Annotated in this window: 17 protein-coding genes; 11 read left to right on the top strand and 6 right to left on the bottom strand. The window is 37.9% G+C overall.

What is annotated here, in order from left to right; all coding sequences use genetic code 11:
• The first annotated feature begins 6 nt into the window (after positions 1 to 6).
• From thiC to gluQRS, 5 genes are all read left to right on the top strand, one after another.
• Positions 7 to 1,902 carry a phosphomethylpyrimidine synthase ThiC gene (thiC, locus tag AC5YDH_RS07155; protein WP_496118081.1) on the top strand — a complete coding sequence of 632 codons (1,896 nt, stop codon included), beginning with the start codon at positions 7 to 9 and terminating at the stop codon, positions 1,900 to 1,902.
• A 78-nt stretch (positions 1,903 to 1,980) separates the two neighbouring features.
• The gene (locus AC5YDH_RS07160; RefSeq protein ID WP_496118083.1) at positions 1,981 to 2,601 is read left to right on the top strand and encodes an NUDIX domain-containing protein; all 621 of its coding nucleotides are present in this window, start codon (positions 1,981 to 1,983) and stop codon (positions 2,599 to 2,601) included.
• A 5-nt stretch (positions 2,602 to 2,606) separates the two neighbouring features.
• The gene (cpdA, locus tag AC5YDH_RS07165; RefSeq protein WP_496118085.1) at positions 2,607 to 3,419 is read left to right on the top strand and encodes a 3',5'-cyclic-AMP phosphodiesterase; all 813 of its coding nucleotides are present in this window, start codon (positions 2,607 to 2,609) and stop codon (positions 3,417 to 3,419) included.
• 216 nt (positions 3,420 to 3,635) lie between these two features.
• A complete protein-coding gene (gene dksA, locus AC5YDH_RS07170; RefSeq protein ID WP_496118087.1) occupies positions 3,636 to 4,163 on the top strand; it encodes an RNA polymerase-binding protein DksA in 528 nt (175 codons plus the stop codon).
• 2 nt (positions 4,164 to 4,165) lie between these two features.
• Positions 4,166 to 5,113 (top strand): tRNA glutamyl-Q(34) synthetase GluQRS, encoded by a 948-nt coding sequence (gene gluQRS, locus AC5YDH_RS07175; RefSeq protein ID WP_496118089.1) that lies wholly within the window; start codon positions 4,166 to 4,168, stop codon positions 5,111 to 5,113.
• Positions 5,114 to 5,166: 53 nt separating this feature from the next.
• Here the strand turns inward: gluQRS and ftsW are convergent, their stop codons facing one another.
• The 5 genes from ftsW to AC5YDH_RS07200 all read right to left on the bottom strand — a co-directional run bounded on the left by ftsW (position 5,167) and on the right by AC5YDH_RS07200 (position 10,288).
• Positions 5,167 to 6,363, bottom strand: coding sequence for a putative lipid II flippase FtsW (ftsW, locus tag AC5YDH_RS07180; RefSeq protein WP_496118090.1), 1,197 nt, complete (start codon positions 6,361 to 6,363; stop codon positions 5,167 to 5,169).
• A gap of 19 nt (positions 6,364 to 6,382) precedes the next feature.
• On the bottom strand, positions 6,383 to 7,729 hold the full coding sequence (gene murD, locus AC5YDH_RS07185) for a UDP-N-acetylmuramoyl-L-alanine--D-glutamate ligase (protein ID WP_496118092.1): 1,347 nt from the start codon (positions 7,727 to 7,729) through the stop codon (positions 6,383 to 6,385).
• A 166-nt stretch (positions 7,730 to 7,895) separates the two neighbouring features.
• The gene (locus AC5YDH_RS07190) at positions 7,896 to 8,147 is read right to left on the bottom strand and encodes a DUF6587 family protein (RefSeq protein ID WP_496118093.1); all 252 of its coding nucleotides are present in this window, start codon (positions 8,145 to 8,147) and stop codon (positions 7,896 to 7,898) included.
• Between the two features lie 36 nt (positions 8,148 to 8,183).
• Positions 8,184 to 10,037, bottom strand: a complete 1,854-nt coding sequence (gene feoB, locus AC5YDH_RS07195) for a ferrous iron transporter B (protein ID WP_496118094.1) — start codon at positions 10,035 to 10,037, stop codon at positions 8,184 to 8,186.
• Positions 10,034 to 10,288, bottom strand: coding sequence for a FeoA family protein (locus AC5YDH_RS07200; protein WP_496118096.1), 255 nt, complete (start codon positions 10,286 to 10,288; stop codon positions 10,034 to 10,036). Before AC5YDH_RS07200 ends, feoB begins: the two co-directional genes overlap by 4 nt.
• Positions 10,289 to 10,461: 173 nt before the next feature.
• On the opposite strand from AC5YDH_RS07200, the gene xerD reads away from it, so the two are divergent.
• The 4 genes from xerD (at position 10,462) to thrC (ending at position 14,924) form a co-directional block, all read left to right on the top strand.
• Positions 10,462 to 11,379 carry a site-specific tyrosine recombinase XerD gene (xerD, locus tag AC5YDH_RS07205; protein WP_496118097.1) on the top strand — a complete coding sequence of 306 codons (918 nt, stop codon included), beginning with the start codon at positions 10,462 to 10,464 and terminating at the stop codon, positions 11,377 to 11,379.
• Positions 11,380 to 11,483: 104 nt separating this feature from the next.
• Complete coding sequence (locus AC5YDH_RS07210) at positions 11,484 to 12,299, top strand: DsbC family protein (protein WP_496118099.1); 816 nt, start codon at positions 11,484 to 11,486, stop codon at positions 12,297 to 12,299.
• A gap of 123 nt (positions 12,300 to 12,422) precedes the next feature.
• Positions 12,423 to 13,727, top strand: coding sequence for a homoserine dehydrogenase (locus tag AC5YDH_RS07215; protein WP_496118101.1), 1,305 nt, complete (start codon positions 12,423 to 12,425; stop codon positions 13,725 to 13,727).
• Positions 13,728 to 13,784: 57 nt separating this feature from the next.
• Positions 13,785 to 14,924, top strand: coding sequence for a threonine synthase (gene thrC, locus AC5YDH_RS07220; RefSeq protein ID WP_496118103.1), 1,140 nt, complete (start codon positions 13,785 to 13,787; stop codon positions 14,922 to 14,924).
• Positions 14,925 to 15,019: 95 nt separating this feature from the next.
• Here thrC and AC5YDH_RS07225 read toward each other — a convergent pair whose 3' ends face one another.
• Complete coding sequence (locus AC5YDH_RS07225) at positions 15,020 to 16,075, bottom strand: serine hydrolase (protein WP_496118104.1); 1,056 nt, start codon at positions 16,073 to 16,075, stop codon at positions 15,020 to 15,022.
• A 218-nt stretch (positions 16,076 to 16,293) separates the two neighbouring features.
• Here AC5YDH_RS07225 and gacA point away from each other — a divergent pair, with 218 nt between their 5' ends.
• Positions 16,294 to 16,929, top strand: a complete 636-nt coding sequence (gene gacA, locus AC5YDH_RS07230; protein ID WP_171501186.1) for a response regulator transcription factor GacA — start codon at positions 16,294 to 16,296, stop codon at positions 16,927 to 16,929.
• Between the two features lie 23 nt (positions 16,930 to 16,952).
• Positions 16,953 to 18,521, top strand: a complete 1,569-nt coding sequence (locus AC5YDH_RS07235) for a two-component system sensor histidine kinase NtrB (protein ID WP_496118105.1) — start codon at positions 16,953 to 16,955, stop codon at positions 18,519 to 18,521.
• Positions 18,522 to 18,592 lie beyond the last annotated feature (71 nt).

The following is an 18,592-nucleotide window of genomic DNA, read 5'->3' on the forward strand; positions in this document are numbered from 1 at the left end:
ATTGCAATGAACCAATTAACGAATCTCACTGCTTCTGAAATTTCTGCTCAACATGAGCAAGATGCTAAAGATTTAACTCGAATTTTACCTGCCTCAAAAAAAGTATATGTTCAAGGTTCACGCCCTGATATTCGCGTGCCTATGCGTGAAATTGAACTAACAGATACACCTACAGGCTTAGGCGGTGAAAAAAACCCACCTCTTATGGTATATGACACTTCTGGCGTTTATACCGATCCAAATGTGACTATTGACCTTAAAAAGGGTTTACCCAATGTTCGTGAAACATGGATTGAAGAACGTGAAGATACAGAGCTCTTAGAAACCCTCACTTCTCAATTTGGGCAAGAACGCTTAAAAGATATTCGTACAGCAGATATTCGTTTTGCACATATTCAAAAACCAAGACGTGCTAAATCTGGCAAAAATGTCACGCAAATGCATTATGCAAAACAAGGCATTATCACACCAGAGATGGAATACATTGCCATTCGCGAAAACCAAAGACAGCGTGAAGGTGTAGATATGCGCCAACATGCAGGACAAAACTTTGGGGCGCAAAATTTACGTGAAATAACACCTGAATTTGTTCGCCAAGAAGTTGCGTCAGGACGTGCCATTATTCCTGCAAACATTAACCATCCTGAATGTGAACCCATGATTATTGGTCGTAATTTTCTTGTGAAAATTAATGCCAATATTGGTAATTCGGCACTTGGCTCTAGCATTGATGAAGAAGTTTCAAAAATGACATGGGCAACACGTTGGGGTGCAGACACCATTATGGATTTATCGACAGGGAAAAATATTCATGAAACCCGTGAATGGATTATTCGCAACTCCCCTGTTCCTATTGGTACTGTTCCTATTTATCAAGCCTTAGAAAAAGTAAATGGTGTTGCTGAAGATTTAACATGGGAAATTTTTAAAGACACGCTGATTGAACAAGCAGAACAAGGCGTAGACTACTTCACCATTCATGCAGGTGTACTTTTAAGATATGTACCACAAACTGCAAATCGCCTAACAGGAATTGTTTCACGTGGTGGTTCAATCATGGCGCAGTGGTGTTTAGCACATCATCAAGAAAACTTCCTATATACACATTTCGAAGAAATTTGCGAAATTATGAAAGCTTATGATGTTTCATTTAGCTTAGGCGATGGCTTACGCCCTGGTTGTGTTCAAGATGCTAACGATGAAGCACAATTTAATGAACTACGAACCTTAGGGGAATTAACTCATAAAGCTTGGGAACATGATGTTCAAGTGATTATTGAAGGTCCAGGTCATGTACCAATGCACATGATTAAAGAAAATATGGACTTACAGCTTGAGGTTTGTAAAGAAGCACCTTTTTATACGCTTGGTCCATTAATAACAGATATCGCACCAGGCTATGATCACATTACCTCCGCTATTGGCGCTGCGATGATTGGTTGGTACGGTACAGCCATGCTTTGCTATGTCACACCCAAAGAACACTTAGGCTTACCAAATAAGAAAGATGTAAAAGATGGCATCATCACCTATAAAATTGCAGCACATGCAGCAGACCTTGCAAAAGGACACCCAGGATCTCAAGCACGTGATAATGCCCTTTCAAAAGCACGTTTTGAGTTTAGATGGGATGATCAGTTTAACTTAAGTTTAGATCCTGACACTGCTCGTAGTATGCACGATGAAACTATGCCCAAAGAAGCTCATAAATCTGCTCACTTTTGTTCGATGTGCGGACCTAAATTTTGCTCAATGAAAATCACACAAAATGTGAGAGAGTATGCTCAAAATCAAAATGCTGAGATTAATTCCGAGCAAAACAATCAAGAAATTGAAATAGGTCTCCAAGCTATGAGTGACGCGTATTTGGAACAAGGACAAAAGTTGTACCATAAAGTCTAAATGAGCAAAAAATAGTTTGTATTCATATTGTTTTCAGTTAGGATAAAATAAGATTTCATTTATCCTAATGAATAAATTATGAATATTATTAAACAAGCAACTTATGGAATTAACGATTATAAAATTCAGAAACGTGAATATATATTTCGAGGTTTTATCCAAGTTGAAAAAGTGAGTTTATCTCATCAATTGTTTAATAAAACTTCATATACACCAACTATTCAGCGTGAACTCATTCATCGCCCTGAAGCAGCAGGTGTTCTACTTTATGATGATGAACAGCAAAAATTTGCTTTAATTGAACAGTTTCGAGTAGGTGCTATGGATGATGAACACTCTCCATGGCAACTTGAAATTATTGCAGGTGTACTCGATGGTGATGAATCACCTGAAAATTGCATTCGCAGAGAATCTCTAGAAGAATCAGGATGTGAAGTAGATGCCTTAGAACATCTCTTCACGTTCTACCCATCTGCTGGGGCTTGTTCAGAGCTTTTTCACTTATATAGTGCAAAAGTAAAATTACCAAAAGAAGGGGGCATTTTTGGTATGCCAGATGAGGGAGAAAATATCCAACTTCATCTAATCTCCTACCATGACTTAAACACATTTTTAACCAATGGACGTTTAAGAAATGCACCCGTTATTATGGCTTTACAATGGTTAAAACAATACATTAAAACCAAACAAAATGTCTAAAGGGGATGGGCATGGCTTTAACAGAAAATAATAATCAAAAAGATTTAACAGTCATACAAATCTCAGATACCCATCTGATGAATAAAGAACACCTAGAATTTTTACAAATGAACCCATTTGTGACTTTTCATGCCGTTATTGATGATATTCAACAAAAATATCCAAATGTAAATTCTATATTCCATACTGGCGACTTAGCTCAAGTCCCTGTTTCTGAAACTTACGATACTTATGTCAATTTCATGGGGCACACAGGAATTCCATTTTATCAAATTCCCGGAAATCACGATCAAGCCGAGTTGTTCCCTTTTCACCTCAATCAGAATCAAGCTCATGCCATTCAACTAGGTGTATGGACATTTATTTTACTTAATAGTGCCGTAAAAAATCAGATTCATGGCTGGATTGATGATGAACAACTACAGCAACTTGATCAACTGCTTATAGAACATAAAAATCAACATATTATTATTACCTGCCATCATCATCCTTTAGAAATGGATTCTCGTTGGATTGATAACCACAAACTCAAAAATAGCGAAAGTTTTACTGAAATATTCAAAAAGCACTTAAATATTAAAATGGTGCTTTTTGGACATGTCCATCAAGAATCACTTAACCTTTGGAATAATATCCATTTTTATTCCACACCCTCAACTTGCGTGCAATTCAAACCTAAAAGTGAACAGTTTGCATTAGATGACACAGCGCCCGGATATCGTGTACTACATTTAAAAGAAGATGGTACTTTTAGTACAAAAGTACACCGAGTTGAAGCATTCAAACCTAAAATAAATTTAAAAATTTCAGGCTATTAACTTTTAATTTTGTAGTGAATGCTTTATTTTATTGCCTGCAAAAGAAGGAATGAGGGGTCAAATCCAAAACATCAAAGACTATCAAAATACATAAAAAGTCTATATGATGACGACCCCCAAAGAACGTTTATCTATGTGGGGAGTGTGGAAACAGACACTTGCATATCACCATATTTTTTGCGTATTGATATACGTATATGATGAGGAATGCCTTACATGGCGAATGACAATCAAAATCAAGTCTTGGACGAGCAAACAAATATTGTAGAAGAAAAATCTGCAAAAAAAGTGCGTAAACCAAAGTCAAAAGCATCAGAAAGCGGTCCAGCTGCTAGCTTATTTGGTATTGAGCCTTATCAGCCTAAAAAAAATGAAGAGTACATGTCTGAAGGACAGCTTGAACACTTCCGCAAAATTCTTTTAGCGTGGAAAGAAGAATTGATGTCTGAAGTAGATCGTACTTTGAATACAATGCAGGATGAAAATACTGCACTTCCAGACGTAAATGACCGTGCTACTCAAGAAGAAGAGTTTGCGATTGAACTACGTACACGCGACCGTGAACGTAAACTCATCCGTAAAATCGAGCAATCTATTGAAGCAATTAAAAACGATGACTATGGTTTCTGTGAAACTTGTGGTATCGAAATTGGTTTGCGTCGTTTAGAAGCACGTCCAACTGCAACACTTTGTATTGACTGCAAAACTTTAGCAGAGATCAAAGAGAAGCAAAATAACGGTTAATTGTGACTGTTGAGAATTCTTCAGCCGAGCTTAACTCCCTTGCGGAGCATGCTCCTCTTGCGCAAGAACGAAACAATGTTTCGCTAAATCGCTACTCAGGTCGGTTCGCGCCATCGCCAACCGGCCCTTTGCATTTTGGATCTTTAATAACGGCAGTTGCAAGTTACTGCGATGCCAAAGCCAATAAAGGTCTTTGGCATGTTCGTATTGAAGATACAGACATCCCTCGTATTTATCCTGGAAGTGAAGCACATATTCTTCGTGCAATAGATGCTTTTGAATTTAAGCCCGATTCAGACATCATTTTTCAAAAAGATCGTTTAGATATTTATGAAGATGTCATTCAACAGCTACATCAAGAAAACAGCGTCTATGCCTGTCAATGCACGCGAAAAATGCTTGGTTCTAATCATATTTATGCAGGAACCTGTCGAGATCTCGCTCTTCCCTTTCATGACCAAGCCATTCGTGTGAAAGTATCCAATACTGATATTTGCTTTCAAGATCATCTTCAAGGACAACATTGCTCAAATTTAGAAAAAGACCTTGGTGATTTTGTTTTAAAACGTCGTGATGGAATTATTAACTATCAATTGGCTGTTGTAGTAGACGATTATTTACAAGGAATGACGCATGTCGTTCGAGGTGCAGACTTACTTGATAATACTGAACGACAAATTTGGTTGGGTGACTTGTTAAACTACCCACGTCTGGAATATATCCATTTGCCACTTGCTATGAATGATTCTGGACAGAAGCTATCTAAACAAAATATGGCTCAAGCCCTTGATTTAACAAAACCATCTGAATTGCTTCAACAAGCACTACATGCACTCAAGCAACCTGCCGTTGAATTAGACCAACCTCACAGAATGTTGCAACAAGCCATTGCTCAATGGAGTTTAGAACGTATTCCGCATTGTACGCAATTAGACGGTATTTACATCTAAATAGAGCCATAAAAAACCGAGCATCAATGCTCGGTTTTTAAATTTATTTTTTATTAAAAACTTGATTCTTCGCGACTTGCATTTTTATCATGTGTGGTGGATTCAATTTTCAAAATCAAACTAATCATTACTGCACACACAATTAACGATGAACCACCATAGCTAATAAATGGTAGTGTTAAACCTTTAGTTGGCAACATTCCCATATTCATACCTGCATTTACAAGTATCTGCATAAGGAAAATAATACTAATACCATATGCCAAATAACCTGCTCTTAAATACTGGTTTTTTAAGGCACGGTGTCCAATTAAAATACAGCAAACTAGCATGATAAATGAAAGTGTGAGAACTGTTGAAATACCTAAAAAGCCAAACTCCTCACCCAAAATTGCAAGCATAAAGTCTGTATGTGCTTCAGGTAAATAAGACATTTTTTGAATACTATGTCCTAAGCCAACACCTGACCACTCTCCTCGTCCAAATGCCATAAGTGCATTAGAAAGCTGATAACCAGCCCCTAAAGGATCACTCCAAGGATTAGAAAATGACATTAAGCGAGCTAAACGGTAAGGCTCAAACAACACAAGAAAAACAAATGCAGCAATAATGGCACCAAAGGCAATCGCAAACTGAATCAATGGTGCACCTGCCAAAAAGAAAACACCCAGCATGGTTAACGCAATAACAACTGTTGCCCCTAGATCAGGCTCTGCCATGACCAAGCCAACCGTCGCAGCCATAATAATACCAAGACGAATAAGTCCTTTAATATTATTCCGTACCTCTTCTGCACGCCTTACCACATAATCTGCAGTAAAGATTGCCATCATCAGCTTAGCAACTTCAGATGCTTGTAAAGTAAAGCCTGCGACACGTATCCATCGTTTTGAACCATTTACTTCTGTACCAACAACTAAAACGGCAGTCAGTAAAACAATGGTAATAATCCACAAAAAAAACGTGTTGTTAAACCATAAATTGAGTGGAAATCTATATGCAACTAATGCTGCTACAGATGCTACAAAAATAGAAATACTATGTCTTGTCACATAATGAAATGGGTTTTCATGCATGCGGTCTGCATAAGGCATAGATGCTGAAGCCACCATAACAGTTCCAAAGCAAAGTAAAGCCAATACACAAAAAATCAATACATTACGAACATTAACTTCAGCAGGCAACTTAGGTGCCCACTGATCATATATTTGATTTATTTTATTGATAGTTGTCTGAGCAAACCCAGCCATATCAGTCTTCCTATTATTCTTAGTTTAGTTCGTTGACTAGTTCTACAAACTGATGTCCGCGTTGCGGATAGCCCGTAAACATATCAAAACTTGCACATGCTGGTGAAAGTAAAACAACATCATTGGCTTGCGTATTTTGCTGACATAATTCAACACTTTCTTTAAATGTTGTGGCATGTAAAAGTGTTGTTGTACCTGTAATTGCTTTTTCAATGATCGCAGCATCTTCACCAATCAATACTGCAACCTTAGCATATTTACTTAAAGAATCACGTAATGCAGTAAAGTCCTGCCCTTTACCTTGCCCACCTAAAATAATCGCAACCTTTCCGCCTTTTGCTTCAATTGCAGCACCTAAGCCATCAATTGCAGCTAAAGTCGCACCAATATTCGTCCCTTTAGAATCATTATAATAACGAACACCATGTACTTCTCTAACAAATTCACAACGATGCTCTAGACCCTTAAATGTCTTTAATGTTTCAAGCATTGTGTCCAAAGGTAAACCAATTGCTTCGCCTAACGCTAAACATGCCAAAGCATTTGCTACGTTATGTGTACCTTGAATATACATATCTGAGCTTTTTAATAATCGCTCACGACCACGTGCTAACCAAATTGTGCCATCCGTATCTTTCAAAACGCCAAATTGATTCATGTCTGGTGCATTTAGACCAAAACTTTGCATTGGGGTTACATCTGGAACCAATGGACGAGTTAATGAATCATCACGGTTATAAACAACTTTTTTAACACCTTGGAAAATACGATGCTTCGCTGTGTGATAACCAAACATATCACCATGACGATCTAAATGATCTTCACTCATATTTAGAACCACAGCGACATCAGCATTTAAGTTTGATGTTGCTTCAAGCTGAAAGCTAGAAAGCTCTAGAATATAAAGCTCAGGATCATCATTGGTTAAATCGAGTGCTGGACGTCCTAAATTACCACCTACTGCAACTTTTTTACCTGCTGCTTGCGCCATAATACCCATTAAAGTCGTAACGGTACTTTTTGCATTCGAGCCTGTAATTGCCACAATCGGCTTATCTGTCGCACGGCGTAAAATCTGAATTTCACTTACAACAGGAATACCTTTATTTAGGACTTGCTGAATTTGTTCAATTTTCGGATCTAATCCGGGACTAATAACAACTTCTTCAGCAGATAACAAAAGTTCTAAATCGAGTTGACCAAAACTTGTTTGAATTTCAGCGGGAATTTGATCATGTCCAGGAGGATTTTCACGTGAATCTGTCACCGCAACACGATAACCATGTTTATGCAAAAAATTAACGGCTGCCACACCTGAAATACCTAACCCAGCAACGACCTTTAAACCACCACGCTGTATCAACATTTTTGCACCATAGTTTGGATATATTTTAGAACTGCTGAAATGTTAGCACTTTGATGTTTTATTTGCTTTTTCTGTTTTAACTTTCTTTTCATTTTTTTGTGTCAGTGCGTAAAAAAGCCATCTGTTTAGATGGCTTTTTATAATCAAATCAATATAACTATATTTATTACTTCCACTTTACTGCTTGAACTTCAGTTTTTTGTGCTTTTGGCTCTTCAGATGCCGAGCAGCCACAGCCACCACCGCAACCTGTAGCCATAGCTGGTTTCAACCATTTTGCTAAAGTTGTCCATCCTTTTGCATCGCATACATTTGAAAGTGACATAAAGACTGAAGTTGATGTTTTAGGAAAAACTTTCTTAAAAACAACAATCGCACTCCAAATGACCAATACTGCAACAATTAGAATTTCAATCATTTCAATCTCCTTTCACTTCATTAAGGTTAAACGAACTTAGCCCAAATAATGTGAAGCAATTTGATAAGTGAAGAATGACATCATGTATGCCAATCCAAATAAATATAGCGTCATAACACTAACTGTTTTCCACGAACCTGTCTCACGTTTCACTGTTGCTAGCGTCGCTAAACAATGCGGCGCATAAATAAACCAAACCAGCAAAGACAAACCTGTTGCTACAGACCAGCCTAAATCTCCACCACTAATTAATGTCGTTAAGCTCTGAGAAACTGCATCTTCATCTACTGCAGATAAGGCATATACCGTACCCAAAGCAGCCACAACAACTTCACGTGCAGCCATTGCAGGAATTAAAGCAATACAGATCTGCCAGTTAAAACCTAATGGTGCAAAAATCGGCTGAATTAAATGCCCCAACATACCCGCAAATGAGTAGTCAATATCTGGCATTGTTGCGCCTTCAGGCGGTTGTGGGAATGTGCACAAGAACCAAAGTAAAATAGAAAGCGCAAAGATGATACCACCCACACGTTTCAAGAAAATTTTGGCACGGTCTAATAAACCAATCCAAACACTCTTTAAATCTGGAAAACGGTAACTTGGTAATTCCATGAGTAAAGCATGTTGTGACTTATCTTTTTGGAAGAACTTAAGTACAGTTGCAACCACAAGAGCACTCACAATACCCGCCATATACAGACCAAATAGCACTAGACCTTGTAAGTTAAACAAGCCCCATACTTGATATTCAGGTATAAATGCAGCAATTAACAAAGCATATACAGGTAAACGAGCCGAACACGTCATGAGTGGTGCAACAAAAATTGTAGTTAAACGATCTCGTGGATCACTAATACTACGTGTTGCCATAATGCCCGGAATGGCGCAAGCAAAACTCGAAAGCAATGGAATAAATGCACGACCACTTAATCCTGCTTTGTACATCAATTTATCAAGTAGGAATGCAGCACGTGGTAAATAACCCGACTCTTCCAAAACAAGAATAAAAAAGAACAGAATTAAAATTTGTGGCAAGAACACCACAACACCACCAGCACCCGCAATAATGCCATCAACAATTAAGCTATTAAGCAATGGTTGCGAGATAAATCCTCCAACAAACTCACCCAACCAGCCAAAAAAGCCTTCAATACCATCCATAAATGGTGCAGCCCAAGCAAAAACGGCTTGGAATACAACAAACATCATCACGGCTAAAGTAATTAAACCAAGAACAGGATGTAAGAAAATTTTATCTAAGAAATCTGAACGCTTATCTTCGTGATCTACAAAATGAACTACATCATTTAAAATCGTTGCAACTTTTGAGTGGTTATCACCTGTTAAACCGCTTAATTCGGTATGTGGAGCAACATATTTTCCTTGATCCAGTGCATTCATCAGGTTCTCAATACCTGTATTACGAATAGCAACTGTTTCAACAACAGGCACACCTAAACGCTCAGCAAGCTTTTGCGTATTAATTTGCATACCACGACGACGTGCTTCATCCATCATGTTTAAAACAACTAAAATTGGGCGACCCAATTCAATCATTTCTAACACTAAGCCCAAATGCAGACGTAAATTTGTTGCATCCACAACACATAAAAATGCGTCTTGATTGCCTTCTTCTGCAATTTTGCCTTGAACTACATCACGAGTAATGGCTTCATCTGGACTGGTTGCTTCTAAGCTATATGCACCTGGCAAATCGAGCACACGCACAGGCTTACCAGAAGGCAAAGTGAATTGACCTACTTTACGCTCAACAGTTACGCCTGCGTAGTTCGCCACTTTCTGGCGTGTACCTGTTAAATGGTTAAATAGCGAGGTTTTACCACAGTTTGGATTACCTACGAGGGCAATACGTAATGCATCACTCATGCAGATACTCCTTCGATTTCAATTTTTTCGGCTTCAACTTTACGCAAAGCAAAACGTGTAAATCCAATTTGAATTAAAATTGGATCACCACCAAAAATACCTTTGGTAATAACCTCTACAGTTGTACCCGGAATAAAACCTAATGTTTCCAAACGGCTCGCCACAAGATCTTGTGAGCTTTCATCAACCAAAGCACGATGTACTTTATGAATGACAGCTGTTTGTTTAACTTTCAACTCAGATAAACGCACGCATCTAACCCTAAATATTTTTGAACAGTATACAAGCAAATGAGAATAATTCACAAATCAGATTCGATTCCAATTCTCACCTATTTTCCACCATCGACAGTTTGATATAATTAAATTACAGTAAGAAAAATCAATAATTTTATCGATTTGAAATACTTAAAGTTGATTCCTTTATGTTAAACAAAAAGCCACGTATTCCCACTGCTGTCAGCATTCCTGAAGAATTTAGTTTTTTACAAGGCTTTAAAGATTATCTTATTGCTCAAACTGTGAGCCCTCATACTCGTAATGCCTACTTGTCTGATCTTATTCAAGCAAGTGAGTTACATAAATCTGCCATGCCAACTTGGACGAGTGATGATATTTCTGACATTCTTTTAGAATTAACCAAGCAAGGAAAAAGCCCTCGGTCTATTGCTCGAACACTTTCCGCATTACGCTCTTTCTTTAAATTTTTAAGAGAGCAAAAACTCCGTAACGATAATCCTGTTGCTACACATAAAACCCCTAAATTGGGTCGAGCCCTACCAAAAGATTTATCTGAACAAGATGTTGAAGCACTTATTCAAGCACCAGATACCAATACAGCACTAGGTTTACGTGACAGAGCTATGTTTGAGGTTTTATATGCGTGTGGCTTACGCGTATCTGAACTCATTAATTTACGTTTGGAACTCATTAATTTAAAACAAGGTTATGTACGTATTGTCGGTAAAGGAAATAAAGAACGGCTTGTTCCATTAGGACAAGTTGCTTCAGATTGGATTGAACAGTATTTGAATGCTGCCCGCCCTGCACTCTATAAAAGTTCAACAGATTATTTATTTTTAACACAGCATGGCGGCATTATGAGTCGACAAAATTTCTGGTATGCCATTAAGCGTTATGCTCTACAAGCAGGAATTTCCACCGAACTTTCTCCGCATACGCTTAGACATGCATTTGCAACACATTTACTCAATCATGGTGCAGATTTACGAGTGGTACAAATGCTTCTTGGACATAGTGATTTATCGACAACTCAAATTTATACCCATGTGGCTCAAGTCCGTATGCAGCAACTACATGCTCAGCATCATCCACGTGCTTAGATACATAAAGACTTCATTTTTTAGACCAAGAAGTTTTATCTAAAGTTCAGAATTTTGTTATTCTATTTGTCTATTTTATATCTACAAAGAAGAAAGGGTTACCTATGACTTTTACCCGCTCTAAACTTTTTATCGCATCTGCTATTGCAACAACAATGGCTTTAAGCGCATGTTCAAATGCAAATAACGATGAAAATAAGCAAGCTCCATTAACTGCGAGTACGCCTGCTACGGGTGAGGCTTCTAATCTTTCTGAAAGAAATGCTCAACAACGTTTAATTACAACATTAGGCGAACATTTCAAAAAAGTAGGTATTCCTGCAAAAGTTTTAGATGTCAAAGTAACTGAAGTGCCAAACTTATATTGGGTTAGCTTAGAAGGTATGCCTGCTGTTTATGCAACCAGCGATGGTAAATATATTATTCAAGGTGACATTGTACGTTTGGGCGATACGCAATTACACAACGTGAGTGACAATCTGCAAGCAGAAGCAAATAAAAAATTGCTTTCTAAACTCAACACCAAAGATTTAATTGTTTATAAAGCAAAAGGTAAAACGAAGCATGTGGTTTATGTCTTTACCGATGTAAGCTGCCCGTATTGCCATAAACTACACGAACACATGAGCGAAATTAATGCCAAAGGTATTGAAGTACGCTATATCGCATGGCCACGTGGCGAACAGTTTATGCCTGCTATGGAAAGCGTATGGTGTAGTTCAGATCGTCAAGCTGCTTTTGACCAAGCAATTGCCAATGAACAACTTGCTCCTGCAACATGCAAAAACCCTGTTCAAGAACAATATAAATTGGGCTTAAATATGGGCGTAAATGGTACACCTGCAATTTATAATGCAGATGGTGTTTACCTTGGTGGCTACCTCACTCCAGAAGAGCTAGACACCCGCTTAAATAACTAATATTTATATATTAACTTACTGTTTTTTATGGGTAGAGATAAAGTTATTTTTACCCTAGAGTCCTAGCGTTTTTTTAGCTATGATCTAGACTCGCTTATAAACGATTAAATTTTGGAGTGTGACGTGAAACCAGTTCGTCTGGCAATCCTCGGTCTAGGGACCGTAGGTGGTGGTGCCCTTAAACTCTTACAAGAAAATGCTGCTGAAATTAGACGTCGCACAGATCGTGAAATTCAAATTACCCATGTAGGTACTCGTCGTCCACGTCCAGATTTAAACCTTGCTGACTCAGTCAAGCAAAGTTCAGATTTAATGGATATCGTACGCCAGCCCGATGTTGATGTTGTTGTTGAAGTAATGGGTGGTATTCATCCTGCTTACGAACTCATCATGGAAGCAATGAAACACGGTAAACATGTTGTTACTGCGAACAAAGCTTTGCTTGCAGAACACGGTACTGCCCTATTTAAAGCTGCCGATGAATATAAAGTTCAAATTGCATATGAAGCAGCTGTTGCGGGTGGTATCCCAATTATTAAAGTTATCCGTGAAGGCTTAGCTGCAAACCGTATTGACTGGCTTGCAGGTATCATTAATGGTACAGGCAACTTCATTCTTTCAGAAATGCGCGAAAAAGGTCGTACTTTTGATGACGTGCTTAAAGAAGCTCAAGAACTTGGCTATGCAGAAGCAGATCCAACTTTTGATGTTGAAGGTATTGATGCTGCACACAAGCTAACACTCCTTGCTTCAATTGCATTTGGTATTCCATTGCAATTTGACAAAGTATTTACTGAAGGCATTAGCAAAATTACAGCACAAGATGTGAAATATGCCGAAGACCTAGGCTTCCGCATCAAACACCTTGGTATTGCTCGTCGTGCCGAATCAGGTATTGAACTACGTGTTCACCCTACACTTATTCCTGAAGATCAACTCATTGCCAATGTAAATGGCGTGAAAAATGCAGTTTTGGTTCAAGCCAATGCCGTTGGTCCTACACTGTATTATGGTGCGGGTGCGGGTGCGGGTCCAACAGCTTCAGCTGTGGTTGCCGATGTTGTTGATATCGTACGTGACATCTCTTATACAGAAGATGGTGCAGGCACAATTCCACAACTTGCTTTTGAAAATCTGACCGACTTACCTATTTTAAGTCGTGAAGAAATGACAACAGGTTATTACATCCGCATCAACGCAGAAGACCAAACTGGTGTTCTGGCTGACGTTACGAGCATTTTAAGCCGTAACGGAATTAGCATTGATGCAATCATGCAGCAATCTCGCTTAAAAGATCTTATTCCTATCGTAATTTTGACAGATCCTGTTAAAGAATCGAAAATGGATGAAGCTCTTCAACAAATTCAAGCATTACCAGTGATTCGTGGCGAAATTGTACGAATTCGTTTAGAATCGCTTGATAATTAATCGGGTCAAGGGGATATCTTCCCCTTGCCAAGCTCTACACACAATTGGAACATCATCATGTCGAATGCCAATCGTTATACTGGTTTAGTTGACCGCTATCGCGACCGTTTACCAGTGTCTGCAACTACCCCTGCCGTATCACTAGGCGAAGGTAATACCCCACTGATTAAGCTTGCAAATATTCCGCGCATTATTGGCAAAAATGTTGAAATTTATGTGAAGTACGAGGGCTTAAACCCGACTGGTTCATTTAAAGACCGTGGTATGACCATGGCGGTTACAAAAGCAGCTGAGGAAGGCTCTAAAGCAATTATCTGTGCATCTACAGGTAATACTTCTGCTGCGGCTGCTGCATATGCTGCCCGTGCAGGTATGAAAGCGTTCGTTTTAATCCCTGAAGGCAAAATTGCGATGGGTAAAATGGCGCAAGCGATGATGTATGGTGCAATCACTATGCAAATTCGTGGCAACTTTGATGACGGCATGCGCCTTGTTAAAGAAATTGCAGATAAAGCACCTGTAACAATCGTAAACTCAATCAACCCTTACCGCTTGCAAGGTCAAAAGACCATTGCTTACGAAATTGTTGATGAATTAGGTCGTGCACCTGACTACCACTGCCTACCTGTAGGTAACGCGGGTAACATCACTGCACACTGGATGGGTTATACAGAAGCTGTTGCAAACCAACCTGCTGGCGAATTTGAACAAGTTGTTTACGATCCTGCTACAGATGCATTCACAGGCCCAAAACCTGCTGGCTTACCAATTATGGCAGGCTACCAAGCTTCTGGTGCAGCACCTTTCTTACGTGGTGCTCCTGTTGAAAATCCAGAAACAATTGCAACTGCAATTCGTATTGGTAATCCACAAAGCTGGAACCATGCTAAAGCTGTAGTACGTGATTCAAAAGGTTGGTTCGATGAACTAACTGATGCTGAAATTTTAGAAGCTCAACGCTTACTTTCTATGTATGAAGGCGTGTTTGTTGAACCTGCTTCTGCTGCGTCTGTTGGCGGTGCAATCCGTGATATTAAAGCGGGCAAAATTGCTGAAGGTTCAGTAATTGTTTGTACTGTTACAGGTAACGGTCTAAAAGACCCTGACACGGCTATTAAGCAATGTTCTGATGCTGTAATGCTTTCAATTGATGCAACTTTAGAACAAGTTCGTGATTCAATTTTATCTAATATGTAACTTACATTTAGATCAAAATAAAAAAGCCCTGCATTTGCAGGGCTTTTTTATATAAGTCATTTAAGTGTTGAGTCAACTTAAATGACTTTGTTAAATTAAACGCGTTTTGGTAACTGACTTGTCCAATTCATTAAACGAATAGCATCGTCATTACGTGCTTGTGTATTGTTTGCACCTAAAATCACAACAACGGCAGGACGGTTATTTAACGTCGTATGCATAACTACACAACGACCCGCTTCATTAATATATCCAGTTTTTGAAATATTAATATTCCAACCACCATTACGAACCAAAGCATTCGTATTATTCGATTTTAGTACACGGTAACCCAAGTTAAAATCATATGTTGGTGTTGTTGAAAACTGACGAATAACACTATATTGCGATGCAGCAGAAACCAAAATACCTAAATCACGTGCTGAAGCAACATTACGTGGGTCTAAACCGCTTGATTCTACATAATGTGTAGATGTCATACCCAAGCTACGTGCTTTCGCATTCATCGCAGCATAAAACGCATTACGACCACCTGGATAAGTACGTGCTAAAGCTGCCGCAGCAGGATTTTCAGACTTCATTAGAGCAAATAATAAAACCTCAGCACGGTTCATCTTATCGCCAACACGTAAAGTAGAACTTGAATTTTTACCGCCTGCACCTGCAAAATCAATTTGCTGTAACGTAATCTGTTCAGACATATTTAAACGAGCATCTGCTGTGACTACAGCAGTCATTAACTTAGTAATAGATGCAATAGGAAGAGCTGTATTGGCATTTTTGCCAAATAACACTTCACCTGTTTGAGCATCCATAACTAAAGCAGCTCGTGCATTTACTGAAGGTTGATTTGAATAACTTGATGTATCTAAAATTTGAACTGTTTTAGGTGCAGACTGTGCAGCTGAGCCACTTCGAACAGTTGTTGTCACATTTACTGAACCTTTAGGTGATGGTTCACTAAATGATGTTGATGTAGTAGATACATCTTCATTTAACAACAAATTGGCTTCTTCAGATGACCAACTAATATTTGCCTGCCCCGAATTCCCTGAAGAATTCATCACAATTTCAGCAAATCCTGTTGAACTCAAACAAAGAAGTAATGATGCTCCCAAAGCACTCATTAACACTTTTTTAGTATTTTTCACGAATATTTACTCAACTTATGGAGGTAATATACATTTGCTTATTACCTCAAATATACCTTACATTTAGCACAAAAGAATGAGCAATATATCGCCCATTTATAATTGCACCGATGTTTTCAATTAATATTGATAATAGGATTGCTAATTTTGTCATTTCATTGCAAGCTTATTTTGCGATATGTAACAAAAAAGATGAATAAATTAGAGGGAGATTGCTGGTGATCACAGTTTTAGTAGTAGATGATCATGAGTTGGTACGCACTGGCATTTGTAGAATGCTAGAAGACCATGCTGAAATTGATGTCATTGGCCAAGCTGAATCTGGTGAAGAAGCAATTAATCTCATCCGTCAAAATGCACCAAATGTCGTCCTACTCGATGTCAATATGCCTGGTATTGGTGGTGTTGAAACAACACGTCGCTTATTACAGTCATCACCCGATACAAAAGTCATTGCAGTCAGTGGTTTAGCAGAAGAACCTTATCCATCTTTATTATTAAAAGCAGGCGCTAAAGGTTACATTACTAAAGGTGCTCCCGTTACAGAAATGGTACGTGCAATTAATAAAGTAATGCAAGGTGGTAAGTACTTTAGTGCAGATATTGCAGAGCAGTTGGCAAGTTCGTATTTATCGGATACACAACAATCTCCATTTGACAGCTTGTCTGAACGAGAAATGCAAGTTGCTATGATGGTTGTAAATTGCATTAGCACTCAAGAAATTGCCGATAAACTTTTCGTAAGTGTAAAAACAGTTAACACTTACCGTTACCGTATTTTTGAAAAATTAAGTATTGATAGTGATGTAAAACTTACACATTTAGCAATGCGCTATGGGTTAATTAAACCTTAAATGGGGTAAAAACTGACAACAATATGTATTCTAATTACAGCAATTCTGAGCTTAATAGATACCGTTTAGGGCTATGGTATGGAATATATCGCCTTACCATTGCTCTTTGCTTATTTTTTGTATTCTTTATTACCTATCAAAACTTACAGCATGACTATGGTCACCCTTTACTTTATTTAATATCTATTTGTATTTATATATTTTTTAGTTTTGTTCAACTACTAGTTTATAAGTTTTCTTCATCTCATTTTGCTCGACAAATTACATTATTTTTTGCATTAGATGTTTTACTTTTTAGTGCTCTCACTTTTGCTTCAGATGGCCCAAGTCTTCACATTAGCCTATTATTTGTAATTGCTATTTTTGTAGCATCTCTACTTTTAGAGGCAAAAAAAGCGCTACTGATCACTCTAGTTGCTGTTATTAGTGTGGTTTATCAGCAATTTTTAAGCGGTTTTTTTTCCTTTAAATCGCTTAATAATTTTAGTATTAGCGCACTTCTCGCAATTTTATTTATTGTTGTTTACATTATTGGGCAGCTCACGATTCGACGCTTCCAAATACTTGAAAATTGGAGCTTTACCCAATCTTTAGAAATTAATAAGCTACAAAATATTAATCGATATATTCTTGAACAAATTGAAACGGGCTATCTAGTTTTAGATGAAAACTGCCACATTGTATTGAGTAATCCTGCTGCAAGAGAATTATTAGGAATCAGTCCACTCTATGCCATAGAACCTTTTCCACTCTACAAAGCACAATCAGACTTATTTGAAATTTTAAAATTCGATCAGCTTAAAGATGGCGAAAAATTTGAATTTGAATCCCAACAAAGTAACTTTCATATTCATATTCAAGTTCAAAAATTAATTGTTCCGCACCAAACATTAACGCTTCTTGTACTACAAGATGCGAAACGAATTAATCAACATGCACAGCAACTCAAACTTGCCTCTCTGGGGCAACTTTCTGCCAGTATTGCACATGAAATTCGAAACCCTCTTGCCACTATTGTTCAAGCAAATAATTTGTTTCAAGGTAGTGATGATATTCAGCAACTTCAATTAAGCCAAATGATTACCAAACAAGCTCAGCGAATAGATAAAATTATTCATGACACGTTAAGTATGGTTAAAAATAATGAAACACACTCATCACTCATCAATTTAAATTTATTTATACCTGCATTCATTCAAGATAATTTGCCTGATATTGCAGACAAAATTCAAATAGATATAGAACCATCTTCGATTATTAATTTTGATGAATCACAAATTCAACAGGTACTGATTAATCTGATTCGAAATGCAATTCGACACAACGCAAAAGATAAAAGTCATATAAAGTTAAATATTTATAGCTACCTTCTTTTTATAAGAATAGATGTCATAGACTTTGGTGAAGGCGTTGCTCACAAAAACATTCGCTCTATATTTCAACCATTTTTTAGTACCGAAATCACGGGAACTGGGTTAGGATTATATTTATCACATAGTTTCTGCGAAGCAAACCAAGCCAAACTCAGCTATGTAGAACAACAATCTGGGGCATGCTTTAGAATCGAATGCCCTCGTATAGAAGTAAATTAACATTGGGGGAAAGTTTTGGATTTAGCACCACTTATCTTACTTGTAGATGATGAGGAAGATTTATGTACACT

Source organism: Acinetobacter sp. FY683, assembly GCF_059515885.1.

Bases quoted from the DNA above. Each gene is read 5' to 3' on its own strand.
- thiC (WP_496118081.1), top strand. From the start codon at position 7: ATGAACCAATTAACGAATCTCACTGCTTCTGAAATTTCTGCTCAACAT.
- AC5YDH_RS07160 (WP_496118083.1), top strand. From the start codon at position 1,981: ATGAATATTATTAAACAAGCAACTTATGGAATTAACGATTATAAAATT.
- cpdA (WP_496118085.1), top strand. From the start codon at position 2,607: ATGGGCATGGCTTTAACAGAAAATAATAATCAAAAAGATTTAACAGTC.
- dksA (WP_496118087.1), top strand. From the start codon at position 3,636: ATGGCGAATGACAATCAAAATCAAGTCTTGGACGAGCAAACAAATATT.
- ftsW (WP_496118090.1), bottom strand. From the start codon at position 6,363: ATGGCTGGGTTTGCTCAGACAACTATCAATAAAATAAATCAAATATAT.
- murD (WP_496118092.1), bottom strand. From the start codon at position 7,729: ATGTTGATACAGCGTGGTGGTTTAAAGGTCGTTGCTGGGTTAGGTATT.
- AC5YDH_RS07190 (WP_496118093.1), bottom strand. From the start codon at position 8,147: ATGATTGAAATTCTAATTGTTGCAGTATTGGTCATTTGGAGTGCGATT.
- feoB (WP_496118094.1), bottom strand. From the start codon at position 10,037: ATGAGTGATGCATTACGTATTGCCCTCGTAGGTAATCCAAACTGTGGT.
- xerD (WP_496118097.1), top strand. From the start codon at position 10,462: ATGTTAAACAAAAAGCCACGTATTCCCACTGCTGTCAGCATTCCTGAA.
- AC5YDH_RS07210 (WP_496118099.1), top strand. From the start codon at position 11,484: ATGACTTTTACCCGCTCTAAACTTTTTATCGCATCTGCTATTGCAACA.
- thrC (WP_496118103.1), top strand. From the start codon at position 13,785: ATGTCGAATGCCAATCGTTATACTGGTTTAGTTGACCGCTATCGCGAC.
- AC5YDH_RS07235 (WP_496118105.1), top strand. From the start codon at position 16,953: ATGTATTCTAATTACAGCAATTCTGAGCTTAATAGATACCGTTTAGGG.